The organism is Stenotrophomonas sp. YJH_SMC_110 (assembly GCF_059369255.1).
Genome location: NZ_JCAFSM010000001.1, coordinates 426,763 through 443,808, shown reverse-complemented (window position 1 = coordinate 443,808; position 17,046 = coordinate 426,763). Strand labels below are relative to the sequence as shown.

General features: G+C 67.3%; 15 protein-coding genes. 12 read left to right on the top strand and 3 right to left on the bottom strand.

The annotated features are described in order from the left end of the window. Window positions 1-91: 91 nt before the first annotated feature. On the top strand, window positions 92-1,186 hold the full coding sequence (rodA, locus tag AC5P6H_RS01890) for a rod shape-determining protein RodA (RefSeq protein ID WP_049406772.1): 1,095 nt from the start codon (window positions 92-94) through the stop codon (window positions 1,184-1,186). Between the two features lie 623 nt (window positions 1,187-1,809). Here rodA and AC5P6H_RS01885 read toward each other — a convergent pair. Then, complete coding sequence (locus AC5P6H_RS01885; RefSeq protein WP_414615787.1) at window positions 1,810-2,130, bottom strand: DUF8588 domain-containing protein; 321 nt, start codon at window positions 2,128-2,130, stop codon at window positions 1,810-1,812. A gap of 45 nt (window positions 2,131-2,175) precedes the next feature. Here AC5P6H_RS01885 and mltB point away from each other — a divergent pair, with 45 nt between their 5' ends. From mltB to AC5P6H_RS01870, 3 genes are all read left to right on the top strand, one after another. Next, window positions 2,176-3,321 carry a lytic murein transglycosylase B gene (gene mltB, locus AC5P6H_RS01880; protein WP_032957863.1) on the top strand — a complete coding sequence of 382 codons (1,146 nt, stop codon included), beginning with the start codon at window positions 2,176-2,178 and terminating at the stop codon, window positions 3,319-3,321. Then, window positions 3,318-4,586: a septal ring lytic transglycosylase RlpA family protein gene (locus AC5P6H_RS01875; RefSeq protein ID WP_014648444.1), complete on the top strand. Its 1,269-nt coding sequence runs from the start codon at window positions 3,318-3,320 to the stop codon at window positions 4,584-4,586. Before mltB ends, AC5P6H_RS01875 begins: the two co-directional genes overlap by 4 nt. Before the next feature lie 100 nt (window positions 4,587-4,686). Beyond that, window positions 4,687-5,907, top strand: coding sequence for a D-alanyl-D-alanine carboxypeptidase family protein (locus AC5P6H_RS01870; RefSeq protein WP_014648443.1), 1,221 nt, complete (start codon window positions 4,687-4,689; stop codon window positions 5,905-5,907). 294 nt (window positions 5,908-6,201) lie between these two features. On the opposite strand, the gene AC5P6H_RS01865 is transcribed toward AC5P6H_RS01870, so the two are convergent. Continuing rightward, a complete protein-coding gene (locus AC5P6H_RS01865) occupies window positions 6,202-7,260 on the bottom strand; it encodes a lipid A deacylase LpxR family protein (RefSeq protein WP_080281880.1) in 1,059 nt (352 codons plus the stop codon). Window positions 7,261-7,612: 352 nt separating this feature from the next. On the opposite strand from AC5P6H_RS01865, the gene AC5P6H_RS01860 reads away from it, so the two are divergent. From AC5P6H_RS01860 to gnd, 7 genes are all read left to right on the top strand, one after another. Beyond that, window positions 7,613-7,891: a YbeD family protein gene (locus AC5P6H_RS01860; protein ID WP_005411067.1), complete on the top strand. Its 279-nt coding sequence runs from the start codon at window positions 7,613-7,615 to the stop codon at window positions 7,889-7,891. Next, window positions 7,879-8,589, top strand: a complete 711-nt coding sequence (gene lipB, locus AC5P6H_RS01855; protein WP_014648440.1) for a lipoyl(octanoyl) transferase LipB — start codon at window positions 7,879-7,881, stop codon at window positions 8,587-8,589. The genes AC5P6H_RS01860 and lipB overlap by 13 nt, the downstream gene beginning before the upstream one ends. A gap of 18 nt (window positions 8,590-8,607) precedes the next feature. Beyond that, the gene (gene lipA / locus AC5P6H_RS01850; protein ID WP_032960206.1) at window positions 8,608-9,618 is read left to right on the top strand and encodes a lipoyl synthase; all 1,011 of its coding nucleotides are present in this window, start codon (window positions 8,608-8,610) and stop codon (window positions 9,616-9,618) included. 247 nt (window positions 9,619-9,865) lie between these two features. Then, the gene (locus tag AC5P6H_RS01845; RefSeq protein WP_014648438.1) at window positions 9,866-12,043 is read left to right on the top strand and encodes a carboxy terminal-processing peptidase; all 2,178 of its coding nucleotides are present in this window, start codon (window positions 9,866-9,868) and stop codon (window positions 12,041-12,043) included. Between the two features lie 214 nt (window positions 12,044-12,257). Beyond that, window positions 12,258-12,854: a DUF2242 domain-containing protein gene (locus AC5P6H_RS01840; protein ID WP_032960208.1), complete on the top strand. Its 597-nt coding sequence runs from the start codon at window positions 12,258-12,260 to the stop codon at window positions 12,852-12,854. Between the two features lie 2 nt (window positions 12,855-12,856). Next, window positions 12,857-14,110 carry a hypothetical protein gene (locus tag AC5P6H_RS01835; RefSeq protein ID WP_014648436.1) on the top strand — a complete coding sequence of 418 codons (1,254 nt, stop codon included), beginning with the start codon at window positions 12,857-12,859 and terminating at the stop codon, window positions 14,108-14,110. A gap of 10 nt (window positions 14,111-14,120) precedes the next feature. Further along, complete coding sequence (gene gnd, locus AC5P6H_RS01830; RefSeq protein ID WP_014648435.1) at window positions 14,121-15,026, top strand: phosphogluconate dehydrogenase (NAD(+)-dependent, decarboxylating); 906 nt, start codon at window positions 14,121-14,123, stop codon at window positions 15,024-15,026. A 320-nt stretch (window positions 15,027-15,346) separates the two neighbouring features. On the opposite strand, the gene AC5P6H_RS01825 is transcribed toward gnd, so the two are convergent. Further along, entirely contained in the window at window positions 15,347-16,390 is a 1,044-nt protein-coding gene (locus tag AC5P6H_RS01825) for an oxidoreductase (protein ID WP_495202272.1), read from the bottom strand. 170 nt (window positions 16,391-16,560) lie between these two features. Between AC5P6H_RS01825 and AC5P6H_RS01820 the strand changes: the two genes are divergently transcribed. Further along, entirely contained in the window at window positions 16,561-16,944 is a 384-nt protein-coding gene (locus AC5P6H_RS01820; RefSeq protein ID WP_014648433.1) for a BON domain-containing protein, read from the top strand. Window positions 16,945-17,046 lie beyond the last annotated feature (102 nt).

The following is a 17,046-nucleotide window of genomic DNA, read 5'->3' as shown; positions in this document are numbered from 1 at the left end:
AGGGAAAAGGGATCTGACCCCACAGCCCGGCTACGGAGATCAGAAGCACCCTGACAGCTTCACGCAAGCGCCCGTTGCTAGCGTGCTGCGCGTGGAATGGAAACGACTGTTTGGCGGCTGCCGTGAGGCAGTGCGCACGATCGATCTGCCGTTGCTGGTCGCATTGCTGATCCTGATGGGCGCGGGCCTGGCGGTGCTGCACAGTGTGTCCGGGCCGGTGGCCGGGCAGGCGGCGCGCTTTGCGGGTGGACTGCTGGCGATGTGGCTGCTGTCACGTGTTTCGCTGCTGCGCCTGCGCGCGTGGACACCAGCGTTGTACGCGCTGTCGATGCTGCCGCTGATGGCGGTGTATGTGATCGGCACCGGCAAATATGGGCAGCGCTGGCTCAACCTCGGCGTGTTCTACCTGCAACCGTCGGAGCTGCTCAAGCTCAGCCTGCCGTTGATGATGGCCTGGTACCTGCACCGGCAACCGCTGCCGCCGTCGCCGCGCACGGTACTGACCGCCGCGGTGCTGATCGGCGCGCCGGCGGTGTTGATCCTGATGCAGCCCAACCTCGGCACCGCCACGCTGGTCACCGCCAGCGGCGTGTTCGCGTTGTTGCTGGCGGGCCTGCACTGGGGCTGGGTGGCGACCGGCGCGGCGGGGCTGGCAGTGGCCGCGCCGCTGGCGTGGTTCGGTCTGCTGCGTCAGTACCAGAAGGATCGTGTGTTGACCTTCCTCGACCCGGCGGCCGACCCCCTGGGCACCGGCTGGAACATCCTGCAGTCACGCATCGCGATCGGCTCCGGGGGATGGCAGGGACGCGGCTGGGGGCAGGGCACCCAGGCCACGCTGGATTTCCTCCCCGAATACACCACCGACTTCGCGTTTTCGGTGCTGGCCGAAGAGTTCGGCTGGATCGGCGTGGCGACGCTGTTCGCGCTGTACCTGTTCGTGGTCGGGCGTTGCCTGTGGATTGCCGTGCACGCGCGCGACACGCATGCACGGTTGCTGGCCGGCAGCCTGGGGCTGGCGTTCTTCGTCTACGTGCTGGTGAACGGCGGAATGATTTCCGGCCTGCTGCCGGTGGTGGGCATTCCAATGCCGCTGATCAGCTACGGCGGGACATCGGCGGTTTCGCTGTTGGCCGGCATCGGGTTGGTGATGGCGGTACGCGGGCACCGGCCCGTGCACGGGGGATAGGGTTTCCGGCCAACGGCGCAGCCCCTCGTGGGTGGTGTCTGGGTGGCTGCGGAAAGCAGAAGCCGCGGGTGGGCCGGTCGGGTTGGGTACGCGGGGGACGCCGTGAATCCGTCCCTGGAGGCTTGGCAGCCGCATCCATGCGGCTGACACCCCCGCGTACCCAACCCGACCGGCTTCTGACAGATTTCGGAGGTCTGCCACCCACGGAGAAGAAAAAGAAGATCAAAAGCGGATCGCGACGCTGCGCTTGCTCGTGAGCCGAGCATGGCTCGGCTCTACACACGGCAATGAAGCGACCCGGCAGGCCGCCTCTGCTTTTGATCTTCTCTTTACTTCGCCGTGGGTAGACGCGCACGGAACCTGTCCGTGGCCGGGTAGAGGGGCTGCGCAGGGGCGTGAGCCGCATGGATGCGGCGACCGAGCTTACATGGACGTACTTGCAGCGGCCCCTGCGCAGCCCGTCTACCCGGCCCCACCCATGAACTGCTTTTCGCGGCCACCCACGAGGGGCTGCGCCGTTGGCTGGAAACTCCTGACTGCGCAACGCCCGTTGTGGAAGCGTTCTCACGCCGATGCATGACAGCACGCCCGCTGACGAAAGTCCGCAAAAAACGTTAGCTGGTTCACACTTTTACACCGCGTTGATCTTGATCAATGGACTTGTCGTAATCGGCCTGCACAATGGCGGCCCGTTCGGCACGGCGCGCCGTCAATCGTTGCAGCGCGAGGGGGCGTCGGGCGGGAAGCAGTACTGATCCAACGGGTACAGGGAGCGCGGGGTACTGCCACTGGGGAGCGGCAGCCGCGCAGGTACCGACCGGATCCGGTCGCCGGTTGCGTCTGCGGGGATGGGGACGCAACCGGCAACCTCCATCTGAATGGGGAAGGGCGATCACGGTGCCTTCACATTTCCCGCTGGTCGCAGGCAAATCGTTGTGATTCATGGTGTTAGGGGTTTTAATTCATCCATGACCTGCTAACCTGCGACGATGATTCGACGCACTCTGGCCTGCATGCTCACCCTCGGCCTGGTCGCCTGCGCGACCCAGCCGAAGTCCCCACCGTCTTCGCCCCAGGCCAGCAGTACGCCGCGCCAGCCCGCCGCCAAGGCCCATGGCCCGGCCGAGGCCGCGCCTGAAGCCACCGCCGCCACCGCGGCGCCGGTCGATCTCACCCCGGTGCCGTTCGAGGTCGCACGGGCCCGCTTCATTGCCGATACCGCCAAGCGCTATGGCCTGAAGCCGGAGCAGATCAGCAGCGTGCTCGACCAGGCGCAGGTGCGCCAGCCGATCATCGCCGCGATGTCGCGCCCGGCCGAACGGGTCAAGCCGTGGAATGAGTACCGGCCGATGTTCATCAGCAAGGCGCGCATCGATGGCGGCCGCGCGTTCCTGGCCGAACACCGCGCCGAACTGGATCGCGTGCAGCAGCGCACCGGCGTGCCGGCCGAAGTGATCGTCGCGATCATCGGTGTGGAAACCAGCTACGGCAGGAATGCTGGCAGCCATCGCGTGCTCGATGCGCTGTACACGCTGGCGTTCTATTACCCGCGCAGCGGCGACCCGGCCAAGCTGGAACGCGAAGTGCGCCGCGAGCTGTTCTTCCGCGATGAGCTGGCCAAGCTGTTCGAGTTGGGCCACGAAGAGAAACTGGATATCACCACGCTCAAGGGCAGTTATGCCGGTGCGATGGGCATGGGCCAGTTCATGCCGTCCAGCTATCTCGACTACGCCGTGGACGGAAACGGTGATGGCCGCCGCGACCTGTTCACCAGCTACGACGACGTGTTCTCGTCCATCGCCAACTACTTCGTGAAGAAGGGCGGCTGGGTGCGTGGCGGGCAGGTGGCCGTGCCGGCCACGCTGGCGCCGGGCCGCGAGGAGTTCAATCCGACCGAATGGATGCCGACCTGGACGATGGCCGACCTGGCGCAGCGCGGCTACCAGCCGGGCGCGCCGGTGCAGCCGGGCGCCACCGCCACGCCGATCACGCTTGAAGGCAGCACCGGCAAGCAGTACTGGCTGGGCTTCCAGAACTACTACGCGATCACCCGCTACAACCTCTCGAAGATGTACGCGATGGCCGTGTTCCAGTTGTCCCAGGCCATCGCCGGACAGGAGCTGCCCCCGGCATGAACATCAGATGGCTGGTCCCAGGCTTGATCGTCCTCGCGCTGGCTGCCTGCAGCAGCGCGCCGAAGAAGCCGGCCACGGCCGGCCATGGTGGCAAGTCCGGCGGCACGCTGGTGCAGGGGCGTGGCTCGCGCCCGGCACACTGCCCGGAAGGGTCACCGTACGCGGCGGCCAAGGAAGACCTGAGCACCCGCGGCAACTACACTGCCGGTGGCCTGTACAAGCCGGGCGTGCGTGACAGCACGCCGGATTACATTCCCAACGTGGCCTGCATTCCCGAGCCGGAAGTGACCGCCGAGGAGCGCTCGGCGATCGGCAACAAGTCGCCGTACGTGGTGCTGGGCAAGTCCTACAAGGTGCTCGACGATACCCACGACTATGTCGAGCGCGGTACCGCGTCGTACTACGGCGCCAAGTTCCATGGCCGCCTGACCTCCAACCGCGAGGTCTACGACATGTACCAGTTCACCGCCGCGCACAAGACGCTGCCGCTGCCCAGCTTCGCCCGCGTGACCAACCTCGACAATGGCGAGTCGGTGATCGTGCGCGTCAACGACCGCGGCCCGTTCCACGATGGTCGCGTGGTCGATCTCAGTTATGCCGCCGCCGTGCGCCTGGGCATCACCCAGCGCGGTACCGGCAACGTGGAAGTGCGCGCGCTGCAGCCGGGCGAGAGCAACCTGCTGGCGCAGAAGCCGTCCCGCCGCGAGCGTCGTGCCGCCGAAGCGGCAGCTGCGGTGGCCAGTGCACGCCCGGCAGCGACCGCGCGCGCCACTGCCGACAGCGATATCGATCGCCTGGTCAAGCGCCTGCCGGCCGATGGCATGCCGGCACGCGGCCAGCCGGCCACCACCCAGGGCGTGGCCAGCACCGTGCCGGAGGTGGCGGTCAGCAGCCTGCCGCCGAGTGCACCGCTGCGCAGCACCGCACCGGCGCCGGTTGCAGTCGCCAGCGCCGCGCCGCGCGCCGTCGCGCCGGCACCCGTGCGCACCGTCGCCGCCACGCCGGCGGCACCCAGCCTGTCGCAGCAGGTGGTGGGCGCGGTGATGGTGCAGGTCGCCAGCTTCTCCAGTCGCGACAACGCCAACCGTGCGATGGGCCAGCTCAACGCTGCCGGCATCGTCGGCGCGACCATCAGCGACATCGCCGCCGGTGGCCGCACCCTGTTCCGTCTGCGCGTTCCTGCCACCGACCATGCCAGTGCCGCGGAACTTGCCGGCCGCATCGCCGGTCTGGGCCTGGGTTCGCCGCAGATCGTCAAGGATTGATCCGCCCGGGCCGGTGCTGCCGGCCCAGGCTCCCCCGGCCTTACAATGGCCGTTACGTTCCACCCTCCATTCCCGGCCGTCCCCTGGAGCCTGCTGTCCAATGAATTTCCGTTCCGCCGCCACCGCCCTGGCCGCCACCCTGGTGGTGGGCCTGGCTTCCGCCCAGACGCCGCTGCCGACCCCGGCCACGCCGGCGCCTGCCGCCGCCGCTGCCGCCCCGGCCACCGTCGCGACCCCGCCGGCCCCGGCCCCGAGCGTGTCCAAGGCCTGGGTCCTGATGGACTACGCCACCGGCCAGGTGCTGGCCGGCGAGAACATCCACGAGCAGCTGGCCCCGGCCAGCATCACCAAGGTGATGACGTCGTACGTGGTTGCCGCCGAGGTCAAGAACGGCAAGGTCCGTGCAGATGACCAGGTGATGATGAGCGAGCGCGCCTGGCGCGAAGGTGGCGCCGGTACCGACGGCAGCTACAGCGGCTTCCCGGTCAACCAGACCGCACGCCTGGAAGACATGGAAAAGGGCATGGCGATCCAGTCCGGCAATGACGCCGCGATCGCCCTGGCCGAGCATGTGGCCGGCAGCGAAGAAGCCTTTGCGTCGCTGATGAACAGCTACGCCGCCAAGATCGGCATGAAGGACTCGCACTTCGTCAACGCCCACGGCCTGACCGCACAGGGCCACCACAGCACCGCCTACGACCTGGCGCTGCTGGGCCGCGCGATGGTGCGTGATTACCCGGAAACCTACGCGTACAACAAGATCAAGGAATTCCAGGTCGGCAACATCAAGCAGCCGAACCGCAACCTGCTGCTGTGGCGCGATGGCAGCGTGGATGGCATCAAGACCGGCCACACGTCCGAAGCCGGCTACTGCCTGATGAGCTCGGCCCAGCGTGGCGACCAGCGCCTGATCGCCGTAGTGCTGGGTGGTGCGTCGGAGAAGCAGCGTGCCGACGACAGCCTGGCCCTGCTGAACTGGGGCTTCCGCTTCTTCGAGACCCATCGCCTGTACGAGCCGGGCAAGGCCGTGGCCGAGCACAAGGTCTGGAAGGGCACCACCGACAAGGTACAGCTGGGCGTGGCCCAGCCGATGCTGGTGAGCGTGCCGCGCGGCCGCTACAACGACCTGAAGCCGAGCATCGACGTGCCCAAGACCCTGGAAGCACCGTTCACTGCCGGCCAGCAGATCGGCACCGTGAAGGTCACGCTGGATGGCAAGGTCATCGCCGAGGCACCGCTGGTGGCCGTGGCCGCCGTCGAGCAGGCCGGCTTCTTCAAGCGCCTGTGGGACAGCTTCTGGATGTGGTGGGAATCGGAATGATCCACGCCTTTGCGTGGTGAACGAAAAGGCCGGCAAATGCCGGCCTTTTCTGTTTCGGAAGGCCGCTTCCCCCCGCACGCGGGGGGTAGAGCCGGCCGCTGGCCGGCTCCGCATGAGCCCACCCAGATGCGGGTCGTGCCGGCCGCTGGCCGGCTCCCCAGCAACTCATCCGGAACTGCCGGCATCCGGCCAGCGGCCGGCACCACCTGCAGCGCCTGACTTGCAGCGAGCGATGCGGTAACCGGTGTGCCGACCAACGGTCGGCACCTACCCGCTTCACCCTCAGCCCCTCGCCTACAGCGAGCGGCTGATGGTGAAGCTGCCGAACACCGGCGATTGGCGCTGGCCGTTGAACTCTCGCGTGCTGTGGTAACGCGCAGCGGCGAACTTCCAGCGTCCGTACATCACGGCCACGCCATAGCCGCCGTAGGCCACCACATGGCGCTTGTCCACGCTGTGACTGTTGCGGAACGTGTTGCCATCCAGCGTGATGTCGCGGATCACCCAGGCCGCGTCCGAGGTCGCGAACAGGTGCCAGGACCAGCCATTGGGACGGCCGCTGCGGGTCGGTGCCGTGTTCTCACCGGCCGGGCGCAACGGCGTGCTGCCGAAGTCGTCCGGCAGCTTCCAGCCGAAGCGCACTTCACCGCCGAGGTTGGCCTTGGTTTCCAGGTTGCCGATCGAGCCGCCGTAGTGGCTGATCGCGTCCCAACCCCAGCCGTCGGCATTGATGCTGGCATCACCCGGCCAGCGGCGCATGCGCTCATGGGTCAGCATGAACAGCGGCTCGTTGTGCAGCTGGTTGTCCCAGCCCTTGAATTTCTCGTCGCCCAGCACTTCGTGCACGGCATTCTGCACCTGCTTGCCCTGTGCCCACGGGCCAACTACGCCCAACGTCAGCTGGGTGGTCTGCAGGCGGTCGCCGCTGCGCGCATTGAAACCGAAGTTTGCGATCAGTACGCCCGCGTAAGGGCGGTCGTCCTCGATCAGGTCCCTGCGGCTGAAATCGGTCGGGGTGAAGATGCCCTGGCCGATGCTGAAGATCATGTTCTGCTGTTCGAACCTGCCCGGATGCAGGCCTTCCAGGTACTGGTTCACCCAGCGCGCCATGCGTGGAAGGCACGGGTCGTCGGTGTAATCGACCAGATTGGGCGAGACCAGGGTCAACAGCGCACCGTTGGTATAGCCCTGGTCCTGGTGGCGGCCGCCGAACAGGTCGTTGTCGACGCGGAAATTGACCTGCGGCGGGTGATCGCGCATCGCGTCCGGACCACATTGTTCGGCCGCCTGGGCGGCAAAGGGGAGGGCAGAGGCCAGCAGGCCGGCCAGCCCGAGGGCTGCGACACTACGCATGGATGGAATGCTCATGGGGAAGGGGGCGGTTTTCTGTCGTTTTCTGCAACGCTACGGTACTCGTGCCCGCGCGCCGGAACGAGCACGTTGGGATCACTTGTCTGTTCCGAAAACAACATTGTCCGGCGGACACAATTCGTTACCCGCGCACGCGCCGCAGGCCTGGCGTGAAGGCGACTGCAGGCCGCGCGCACGATGCCCCGGTCAGTGAGGGGCCGAAAGAACCAGTCAGCTGCCGTTGGGCTCTCCGCCCGCGCTTTTGGGCCAGCTGCAACGCAGCAGGCCGCCAGTGCTGTCTTTGACGTTGATGAATACTCTTGGGTTTGTTGCCCTGCGGCCCGATAATGGGGCCATGGAAATCAAGTCCGACAACCCCGACCACGGCTTCCAGTTCCCCGGCCAGTTCGAGCTCAGCGCCATGGGCCCGGCCAACCGCGGCCTGGAGCATGAGCTTCCCCGTCTGCTGCTGGCTGCCGGCATCGATGTGGTGAACGAACGCATCAGCTGGAAGCATTCGTCCAACGGCAAGTACGTGTCCGTCCGCATCGTGTTCAAGGCCGAGAGCCGCGAGCAGTACGACCTGGCGCACCAGGCACTGCGCGACCACCCGGAAGTGAAGTGGACGCTGTAGCCGACAGCTGCCCGGCCGAAGCCGCCCCGGAAGACCGCGCGCCGCGTCCGGCGGTGGTCCGCGACCTCGGCCGCCAGGCGTACGAGCCGGTGTGGCGCGCCATGCAGCGCTTCACCGACCAGCGCAGCGACGCCGACGCCGACGAACTGTGGGTAGTCGAGCACGATCCGGTGTTCACCCTGGGCCAGGCCGGCAAGGATGAGCACGTGCTGGCGCCGGGTGACATCCCCGTGCTGCACGTGGACCGTGGCGGCCAGGTGACCTATCACGGGCCCGGCCAGATCGTGGTCTACCCGCTGTTGCGCCTGCCGCGGCTGGGCATCGGTGTGCGCGACTACGTGTGCCGCATCGAGCAGGCCCTCATCGATACCCTGGCCGAGTGGAACATCGGCGCCGAACGCCGCGAGGGCGCCCCGGGCGTCTACGTCGGTGGCGCCAAGATCGCTGCGCTTGGCATCCGCGTGCGCCGCGGCTGCACCTTCCATGGCCTGGCCTTCAACGTGGCCATGGACCTGGAACCCTTCCACCGCATCAACCCCTGTGGCTATCAGGGGTTGCAGGTGACCTCGGTGGTAGACTTGGGCGGCCCCTCCGGGCTGGATGCCGTCAAGCCGGTGCTGCTGGACCACCTGGCCCGCCAGTTCGGCCTGCTGCTGCAGCACACGCCGGAACTGCCCGATCTTTCTGCGGCCGCCTGACCGCCCCCCGGAACTGCCATGACTGAAACCACCGCCCGTTCCATTCCCCTGCAGATCGTGCAGGGCGACTCTCCGTCCGCCGCGCCGTTGCAGGCCGGGGTCAAGCAGCTGGGCGGTGACAAGATCAACCGTTCGCCGGTGCAGTTCGCCGATGCGCCGGTGCTGCGCAAGCCGTCGTGGATCCGCGTGCGTATTCCCTCGGGCAACGCCGTGCAGAACCTGAAGGCCAAGCTGCGCGAGAACCGCCTGGTGACGGTGTGCGAGGAAGCCAGCTGCCCGAACATCCACGAATGCTTCGGCCATGGCACCGCCACCTTCATGATCCTCGGCGAGGTCTGCACCCGCCGCTGCTCGTTCTGCGACGTGGCCCATGGCCGCCCGAAGCCGCCGGATGCCAACGAACCGGCCAGCCTCGGCCAGACCGTGGCCGACATGGGCCTGAAGTACGTGGTGGTGACCAGCGTCGACCGCGATGACCTGCGTGACGGCGGTGCCCAGCACTTCGTCGACTGCATCACCGCCATCCGCGAAAAGTCGCCGGGTACCCGCATCGAAGTGCTGACCCCGGACTTCCGTGGCAAGGGCCGCATGGAGCGCGCGCTGGAGATCCTGGCGCAGAACCCGCCGGATGTGTTCAACCACAACATCGAGACCGTGCCGGACCTGTACCGCAACGTGCGCCCGGGTGCGGACTACCAGTGGTCACTGAACCTGCTGAAGAACTTCAAGGCACAGCACCCGGACGTGCCGACCAAGAGCGGCATCATGCTGGGCCTGGGCGAAGACTTCGAACAGATCAAGGCCACCATGCGCGACCTGCGCGCGCACGATGTGGACATGATCACCATCGGCCAGTACCTGCAGCCGACCGCGCATCACCACCCGGTACTGAAGTACTGGACCCCCGAGGACTACAAGGCGCTGGAAGACTACGGCTACGCGCTGGGCTTCAGCCACGTGGCGTCCGGCCCGATGGTGCGCTCGTCGTACCACGCTGACGTGCAGGCCAAGGGCGCCGGCATCTCTTGAGGTGGGTGCGGACCGTTGGTCCGCATACCTCTGCCTGCCGCAGAGCCGAGCCCATGCTCGGCTGCTTGCTGCCGGCCAGCCGAGCATGGGCTCGGCTCTGCATGCATTCACAATTTGCTACACCGGCCCGGCTAGGCTGGTTTTCCACCGAGCGCGGCCGGATGACAAACCCGGCAACTTTCGGCACTGTCGTGGTGTCTGAACACCCTGCAGTCTCCCCCTTGGCAAGGCGCCTTCGAGCACGTCAATGAAATTCAAAGCCCCCGCATTCCTGATGGCCCTGGCGCTGGTCGCGCCGCTGGCGCTGGCGGCCAAGGCCGACTCGCCCGCATTGCCCGCGGCGGCCACCGCCGATCAGGTGACCACCTCCAAGCTGGTGTACGGCCTGTTGTCCGACAGCCGCTACGCCTACCGCCCGCGCGCGCTGGACGAGGCCACCTCCAAAGACGTGTTCAAGCGTTACCTGGAGACCCTGGACGGCGGCAAGCAGTACTTCACCCAGGCCGACGTGGCGCGCTTCGCGCCGTTCGAAGCCAACATCTCTTCGGCCATCCGTGGCGGCGAGCTGGAGCCGGCGTTCCAGGTGTTCGCGGTCTACAAGCAGCGCGTCGGCGAGCGCGTGGCCTATGCGCGCAAGCTGCTCAAGCAGGAGCCGGACTTCACCACCGACGAGCGCTTCGAATACGACCGCAAGAAGGTTCCGTGGGCGGCCAGCAGTGCCGAACTGGATGAGCTGTGGCGCAAGTCGGTGAAGAACGACTGGCTGCGCCTGAAGCTGGCGGGCAAGAAGCCGGACGACATCCGCAAGACGCTGGACAAGCGCTACGCGACGCTGGAGAAGTCGGTCAACGAGCTGAAGGGCGAAGACGTCTTCCAGTTCTTCATGAACGCCTACACCAGCGCGGTTGATCCGCACACTGACTACTTCACCCCGCGCACCGCCGAGAACTTCAACCAGGCGATGTCGCTGTCGCTGGAAGGCATCGGTGCGCAGCTGCAGCGGCAGGACGACATGGTGGTGATCCGCGAGATCATCGCCGGTGGTCCGGCCGCAGTGGACGGCACCCTGAAGCCGGGGGACCGCATCGTCGGCGTTGGCCAGGGCAAGTCCGGCCTGGTCGAGGATGTGATCGGCTGGCGCATCGACGACGTCGTGGCCAAGATCCGCGGTGCCAAGGATACCCAGGTCAAGCTGGAATTCATCCCGGCCGCCGAGGGCGTGGACGGCAAGCACCACACGCTGGTCCTGACCCGCCAGAAGGTGCGCCTGGCCGAACAGGCCGCCAAGGGCGAGACCATGAGCATCCCGGCCGCCAACGGCGAACCGGCGCGCAGGATCGGCGTGATCAAGCTGCCGACCTTCTACCAGGACTTCGAAGGCCGTCGCCGCAATGCCGCTGACTACGCCTCGGCCACCCGCGACGTCGCCAAGCTGCTGGCCGGCTTCAAGAACGACAAGCTGGATGGCGTGGTGCTGGACCTGCGCAACAACGGGGGGGGCTCGCTGGATGAGGCGATCGAACTGACCGGCCTGTTCATTGAACAGGGCCCGGTGGTGCAGGTGCGCGAGTCCGGTGGCCGCGTTACCGTCAACAGCGACCGCAACCAGGGCGTGGCGTGGGATGGCCCGCTGGCGGTGCTGATCAACCGCGGTTCGGCCTCGGCCTCGGAGATCTTCGCCGGTGCCATCCAGGACTACGGCCGTGGCCTGGTGATCGGTGAAACCAGCTTCGGCAAGGGCACCGTGCAGAACATCGTCGACCTCGATCGCTGGCCGAGCGGCGAGACCCAGCGCTTCGGCCAGGTCAAGCTGACCATCGCCCAGTTCTTCCGCATCAGCGGCAGCAGCACCCAGCACAAGGGTGTGGTGCCGGACCTGGCCTTCCCGGCCAGCGTCGATGCCACCGAATTCGGCGAAAGCACCTACGACAACGCCCTGCCGTGGACCCGCATCGCCGCCGTGCCGCACACCCAGTACGGCAACTTCGCGCCGCTGCTGCCGAAGCTGGAGACCCGCCACGACGCGCGCATCGCCACTGACAAGGAATTCCAGTGGTGGAACGAGGACGTGGAGCAGTTCCGCACCGAGGCCGCGAAGAAGTACATCTCGCTCAACGAGGCGACCCGTCGTGCCGAGCGCGAGCGCCAGGACGCCCAGCGCAAGGAGCGCCAGGTGCAGCGCAAGGAACTGGGCCTGGCCCTGGACCCGCTGGCCGACGACAGCAGCGACGATGGCCTGACCGGCAACGAGCGCGACATCGTCAAGGATGCCGCCCGTGAGAAGGCCGCTGAAAAGCGTCCGGACCCGCTGCTGCGCGAGTCGGCCTCGATCCTCGCTGACGCGGTCAATCTGCTGGCCAATGACCGCCCGCTGTCGGCCCAGGTGCTGCCGCAGTCCACCGGCGCGGGGCGCTGGGCGGACTGAGCCGGCCACGGCATGTGACACCTCAGGGGCCGGCATTGCCGGCCCCTCGTCGTAAAAGGGGACGGAGGGAATTAAGTCGTTTGTGGCACAAACGACTTAATTCCCTCCGTCCCCTTTTTCGTGCATGAACCGGGAGCAACGTGGGAGGGTATGTCGACCTGCCGCACACGGGGGTGGGACTACCCTTGGTGCTTCCGTTCTCGCAGGAGTACCCATGCGGGCCTCCCGTCTTTCCAGCGCCGCCGTGGCGCTCACCAGCGCCCTGATCCTCTCGGCCTGCGGTGGCCGTGCCGCCGACAGCACCGTGTTGCGCGAGTCCTTCGATTCCGGCGATACCTTCTCGCGCACGGTCGATGGGCGCCCGGGCGAAGCCTGCGAAGCGGCGCGCCGCACGCTGCTCAGCCAGGGCTATGCCATCGCCCGTTCCGACGATGCACAGGTGGAAGGCAACAAGAACTTCCAGCCGCGCGAGGATGACCATGAGCAGCTGGTGCTGCGCATCTCCTGCGCCCCGCGTGGCGGCCAGACGCTGGTGTTCGTCAGCGCAGTGCAGGATCGCTACGCGCTGAAGAAGAGCCCGACCTCGGCCAGTGTCGGTGTGGGAGCGCTGGGTTCGGTATCGCTGCCCTTCGGCAGCAACGACGACTCGCTGGTGAAGGTGGCCAGCAGCACGGTCACCGATGCCGAGTTCTATCGTCGCTTCTTCCAGCGCCTGCAGCAGTACCTGCCGGCCGCGGCGGGCAAGCCGTCGCCATCGCCGGCGGCAGCACCGGAGCCCGCACCCGCACCGGCGGTCACGGACCAGGGCTGAGCGTGCGCGGCAGGTGGCTGATTGCAGCCCTGCTGCTGGCGCCCGCGTGGGTCGTCGCAGCGCCATCCCCGGACTGTACGCAGGGCCTGCTGCAGCGGTTGGGGTGGCGCTTCGAGGATGCCGAGCTGCGTGCACCGCAGGTACACAAGGGCCCGGTGTGTACGCGTTCCTCGCTCGCCGCGGCACAGGCAGCGGGTGACCTGCGCGTACGCTGGCCGGCGGATCTGCCTGCAGGCGAACGACAGGCACTGCTGCAGCAGCTGCTGGAAGACCCTGCCACGGTCTGCGCCTATGCCTTCGAGCTGGGGGCGGCCACGCGGCGCGCGACCTCGGCATTGCAGGGCAATGCCACGTTCCGTTTCTCCGGCCCGCAACTGGGCTGGATCGGCTTTGGTCTGCGCGGCGCGCCGGCACAGGGCTGGCAGCGTACGCGCAGTTTCGGCCGTGGCTTCGTGCCCAGTGCGGGCAACAGCCATGCGCTGCAGGCGTTCTACAGCGGTGCCGTGCGCGCCGAGTGCGGTGTCGGCCGCCAGGTCGCGCAGCTGGCCACCCAGCGCGAGCTGTATGGCGATGCTGCGTTCGATACGGAGTTCGCAGCGGATGAACTGTCGATCGGCACCTTCCTCGCGCTGCACGCCACCGACAGCATCCTGCTTGGCGCGCACGCGGGCGAGTTCTTCGCCGATGGCAAGGCGGTGCGCACCTCGGCGATGGGGCGGCAGGCGTTCGTGGGTGTGCCCGGCTTCATCGAACATGTGTACGACAACGGTACGCTGGATGACCTGAGCAACCAAGCCGAGAACTTCGTGGTCGTCACTGTGGGCGAGGGCGCTGCGCAGGCCCTGGCGCAGCACGGCGGCCTGGCCTGGTACGACCAGCGCAATGCCGAACTCTGGAAACTGGCGCAGGACATCCCGCGCATCGGCCAGCGCTACTTCGAGCGCCTGCTGTTCGAGCGCGATCCGCAGTTGCGCGCACGGCTGGCGCCGCGCTACCACGACACGCTCGCGCGCATGGACCAGCTGCTGGACGATCCGTTCTACCAGCAGTTCGTGATCTATGTGCATCCACGCGGTATACGTCCCATCGGCTACCACGTCGCCCGCCTGCTCGATCGCAACCCGCGAACCCCGTTTTCAATCGACCTGGCGGTGCACAATCTGCATACCACGCTCTACCGGCGTTGGCGCGAGGCGCAGCTGCGCCACTGCGCGGCTACCGGCAGGCCAGGCAGCCTGACCCTAGACCCCAACTGAAGGTGAAACAATGGATATTGCAATGATCGGCCTCGGCCGCATGGGCGCCAACATGGCCCAGCGCCTGCATCGCGGCGGCCACCGCGTGGTCGGCTACGACCCGGGCGAAGGCGCCCGCCAGCGCGCCGCCGAGGCCGGCCTGGAGGTGGTTGATTCGCTGGCCGCCGCCGTGGCCGCGCTGCCGGTGCCGCGCGTGGTGTGGCTGATGGTACCGGCCGGCGAAACCGTCGACCAGACGCTGGGCCAGCTGACCCCGCACCTGGCCGAGGGTGACATCGTCATCGACGGCGGCAACTCCAACTACCAGGACTCGATCCGCCGCGCCAAGGCGCTGGCCGAGGATGATCTGGGCTACGTCGACTGCGGCACCAGCGGTGGCGTGTGGGGCCTGCAGGAAGGCTACAGCCTGATGGTCGGTGGCGAAGCGTCGGTGGTGGAGCAGATCGCACCGTTGCTGCGCACGCTGGCCCCGGCCGAAGATCGTGGCTGGGGGCGCGTCGGCCCGTCCGGTGCCGGCCACTTCACCAAGATGGTCCACAACGGCATCGAGTACGGAATGATGCAGGCCTATGCCGAAGGCTTCGCGCTGATGGAGCGCAAGCAGGAGATGGAACTGGACCTGGCGCAGGTGGCCGAGGTGTGGCGCCACGGCAGCGTGGTGCGTTCGTGGCTGCTGGACCTGAGCACGGAAGCCCTCAAGCGCAATCCTTCGCTGGATGGCATTGCCCCGTATGTGGAGGATTCCGGCGAAGGCCGCTGGACCGTGGCCGAAGCCATCGCGCTGGATGTGCCGGCGCCGGTGATCACGCTGTCGCTGCTGGAACGCCTGCGCTCGCGCGAATCGAATTCGTTCACCGACCGCCTGCTGTCGGCGATGCGCAATGAATTCGGTGGCCACGCCATCAAGAAGTCGTAAGCACTGCGGTGGCGTCAGAGCCCTTCGGCGTTGCCGAAGGGATCCGGCCCCAGGCAGATCGGGGTCGGATCCCTTTCCGCGGGAACGGGCTCTGACCCCATGCAGCCAATCGAGCATGGCTCGACTCTACAGAAGCCTGCTCCGATCGCTTCCACGTTGACGTGTCGACCAAGGTCGACACCTACCGTCGGGCGCGGATAACTGTCGAAGGCGGGTGGGTCCGCCATCTCACGGGTAGCCGTTTTTTGCCGTTGCTGTTGAGGTTGCCGGCCAGCGGCCGGCACTACCGCTTGCGCGGGTGCAGGGCGCAGCCCTGCCGATCACCCCAACGCGATCCGGCGCCCTTCGCGCGCGCTGTCCATGCCGGCCTGCAGCAACCGCATCAGCTGCAGCGCCTGCACCGGGCTGACCGTGGCTTCGCCCTCGCCGTGCATCGCCGCTGCGAACTGCGCATACAACCGGCGATAGTCGCCGGGCAGGTTGTCGACGGTGCTGCGTTGCACGTTGTCTTCGGTATCGCAGCGCACCAGCTCGCCATGCCGCGGATCGATGCCCCAGCCTGGTGCGCCCGGCGCCACGCCGCGGCGCAGCTGCGCCTCCTGCACGTCCACGCCGTGCTTGATCCAGCTGGCGGCGCTGCCATGCACACTGAAGTGCGGCGTCTGCGCTGCCACCAGGGAACCGGCGTGGACGATCGCCCGATGCCGTGGGTAGTGCAGTATTGCGTGGAAGTAATCGATGCCGCCGCCACCTTCGCGCTGCACGGCCAGGTCGGCATCGATTGCCTCGGGCCAGCCGAACAGCACCAGCATCTGGTCCAGCAGGTGCGGACCGAGGTCGTACCACAGGCCACTGCCGGGCCCGTCCTGTTCGCGCCAGCGGTCGCGCACCTGCGGACGGTAACGGTCGAAGTGCGCGTGGCACTCGGCCACGTCGCCCAAGCTGCCTTCGGCCAGCAGCGACTGCAGGGTGAGGAAGTCGGCATCGAAACGCCGGTTCTGGAACACGGTGGCGATGCGCCCGGCATCGCGTGCCGCAGCCAGCACCGTTTCCGCTTCGGCCACATCCAGCGCGAACGGCTTGTCGACCAGCACATGCTTGCCTGCCGCCAGCGCCGCGATGGCCAGTGGCGCGTGCTGTTCGTTCGGCGTGGCGATCACTACGGCATCCACGGCCGGATCATCGAATACCTGCTGCGGCGTGGCACGCACGTGCACATCGCTGAACGTCCGCAGCAGGGTGTCGCGTTGTGAACTGACGATGCTGTGCAGCGCCAGCCCGGGGCTGTGCTGGATCAGCGGTGCATGGAAGACGCGGCCGGCGAAGCCGTAGCCGATCAGGGCCAGTTGCAGGTCGGGGCGCATGGCAGGGCTCCGGCAGTGGGAAGGGCAGGGTAAACGACGGGGACTGGCAGTCCAAAACTGAACGGTTGCCATTGGAAACGCTTCGATTCACGGCGGCATGACCGCAACGCCACGCCTGCTCTACGGTGGGTTGTCCAGACTGGCAGCACATTCCGAAGGAGTACGACACGATGAGCAATACCACCCGCACGCTGATTGCTTCCGCCCTGACCCTGGGCCTGGCGCTGTCCTCCTCGGCCGCATTCGCCAAGGACCCGGCCGCGAAGAGCCCGCCGACCAGCACCCATCCGACGACCCATGCCGATCGTCACGACTCCAATGAGCCGGTGACCGATACCTGGATCACCACCAAGGTGAAGGCCGATCTGCTGGCCAGCAGCAACGTTCCGGGCACCGAGATCAAGGTGGAAACCGTGAACGGCGTGGTCAGCCTGAGCGGTGCCGTCGCTACGCAGGCGGAGAAGGACAAGGCGGTCAACACCGCCAAGGGCATCAAGGGCGTGACCCGCGTCGATGCCGCCGCGCTTAAGGTCAGCGCCGCTGCCAAGCGCTGAGCATCCACCGCGCGTTGAACAGGGTGGGCGCCCCGAAGGGGGCGCCCACTCGCGTATGGGGCCGGCTGCGGGGGCCCGTTCAGCCTGCCGCGCTTTGGGCTC

What these genes read in the sequence shown, in the direction of transcription:
- AC5P6H_RS01885 (WP_414615787.1), bottom strand. Translation starts at nt 2,130, where the DNA reads ATGAATCACAACGATTTGCCTGCGACCAGCGGGAAATGTGAAGGCACC.
- mltB (WP_032957863.1), top strand. Translation starts at nt 2,176, where the DNA reads ATGATTCGACGCACTCTGGCCTGCATGCTCACCCTCGGCCTGGTCGCC.
- AC5P6H_RS01875 (WP_014648444.1), top strand. Translation starts at nt 3,318, where the DNA reads ATGAACATCAGATGGCTGGTCCCAGGCTTGATCGTCCTCGCGCTGGCT.
- AC5P6H_RS01870 (WP_014648443.1), top strand. Translation starts at nt 4,687, where the DNA reads ATGAATTTCCGTTCCGCCGCCACCGCCCTGGCCGCCACCCTGGTGGTG.
- AC5P6H_RS01865 (WP_080281880.1), bottom strand. Translation starts at nt 7,260, where the DNA reads ATGCGTAGTGTCGCAGCCCTCGGGCTGGCCGGCCTGCTGGCCTCTGCC.
- AC5P6H_RS01860 (WP_005411067.1), top strand. Translation starts at nt 7,613, where the DNA reads ATGGAAATCAAGTCCGACAACCCCGACCACGGCTTCCAGTTCCCCGGC.
- lipA (WP_032960206.1), top strand. Translation starts at nt 8,608, where the DNA reads ATGACTGAAACCACCGCCCGTTCCATTCCCCTGCAGATCGTGCAGGGC.
- AC5P6H_RS01845 (WP_014648438.1), top strand. Translation starts at nt 9,866, where the DNA reads ATGAAATTCAAAGCCCCCGCATTCCTGATGGCCCTGGCGCTGGTCGCG.
- AC5P6H_RS01840 (WP_032960208.1), top strand. Translation starts at nt 12,258, where the DNA reads ATGCGGGCCTCCCGTCTTTCCAGCGCCGCCGTGGCGCTCACCAGCGCC.
- gnd (WP_014648435.1), top strand. Translation starts at nt 14,121, where the DNA reads ATGGATATTGCAATGATCGGCCTCGGCCGCATGGGCGCCAACATGGCC.
- AC5P6H_RS01825 (WP_495202272.1), bottom strand. Translation starts at nt 16,390, where the DNA reads ATGCGCCCCGACCTGCAACTGGCCCTGATCGGCTACGGCTTCGCCGGC.
- AC5P6H_RS01820 (WP_014648433.1), top strand. Translation starts at nt 16,561, where the DNA reads ATGAGCAATACCACCCGCACGCTGATTGCTTCCGCCCTGACCCTGGGC.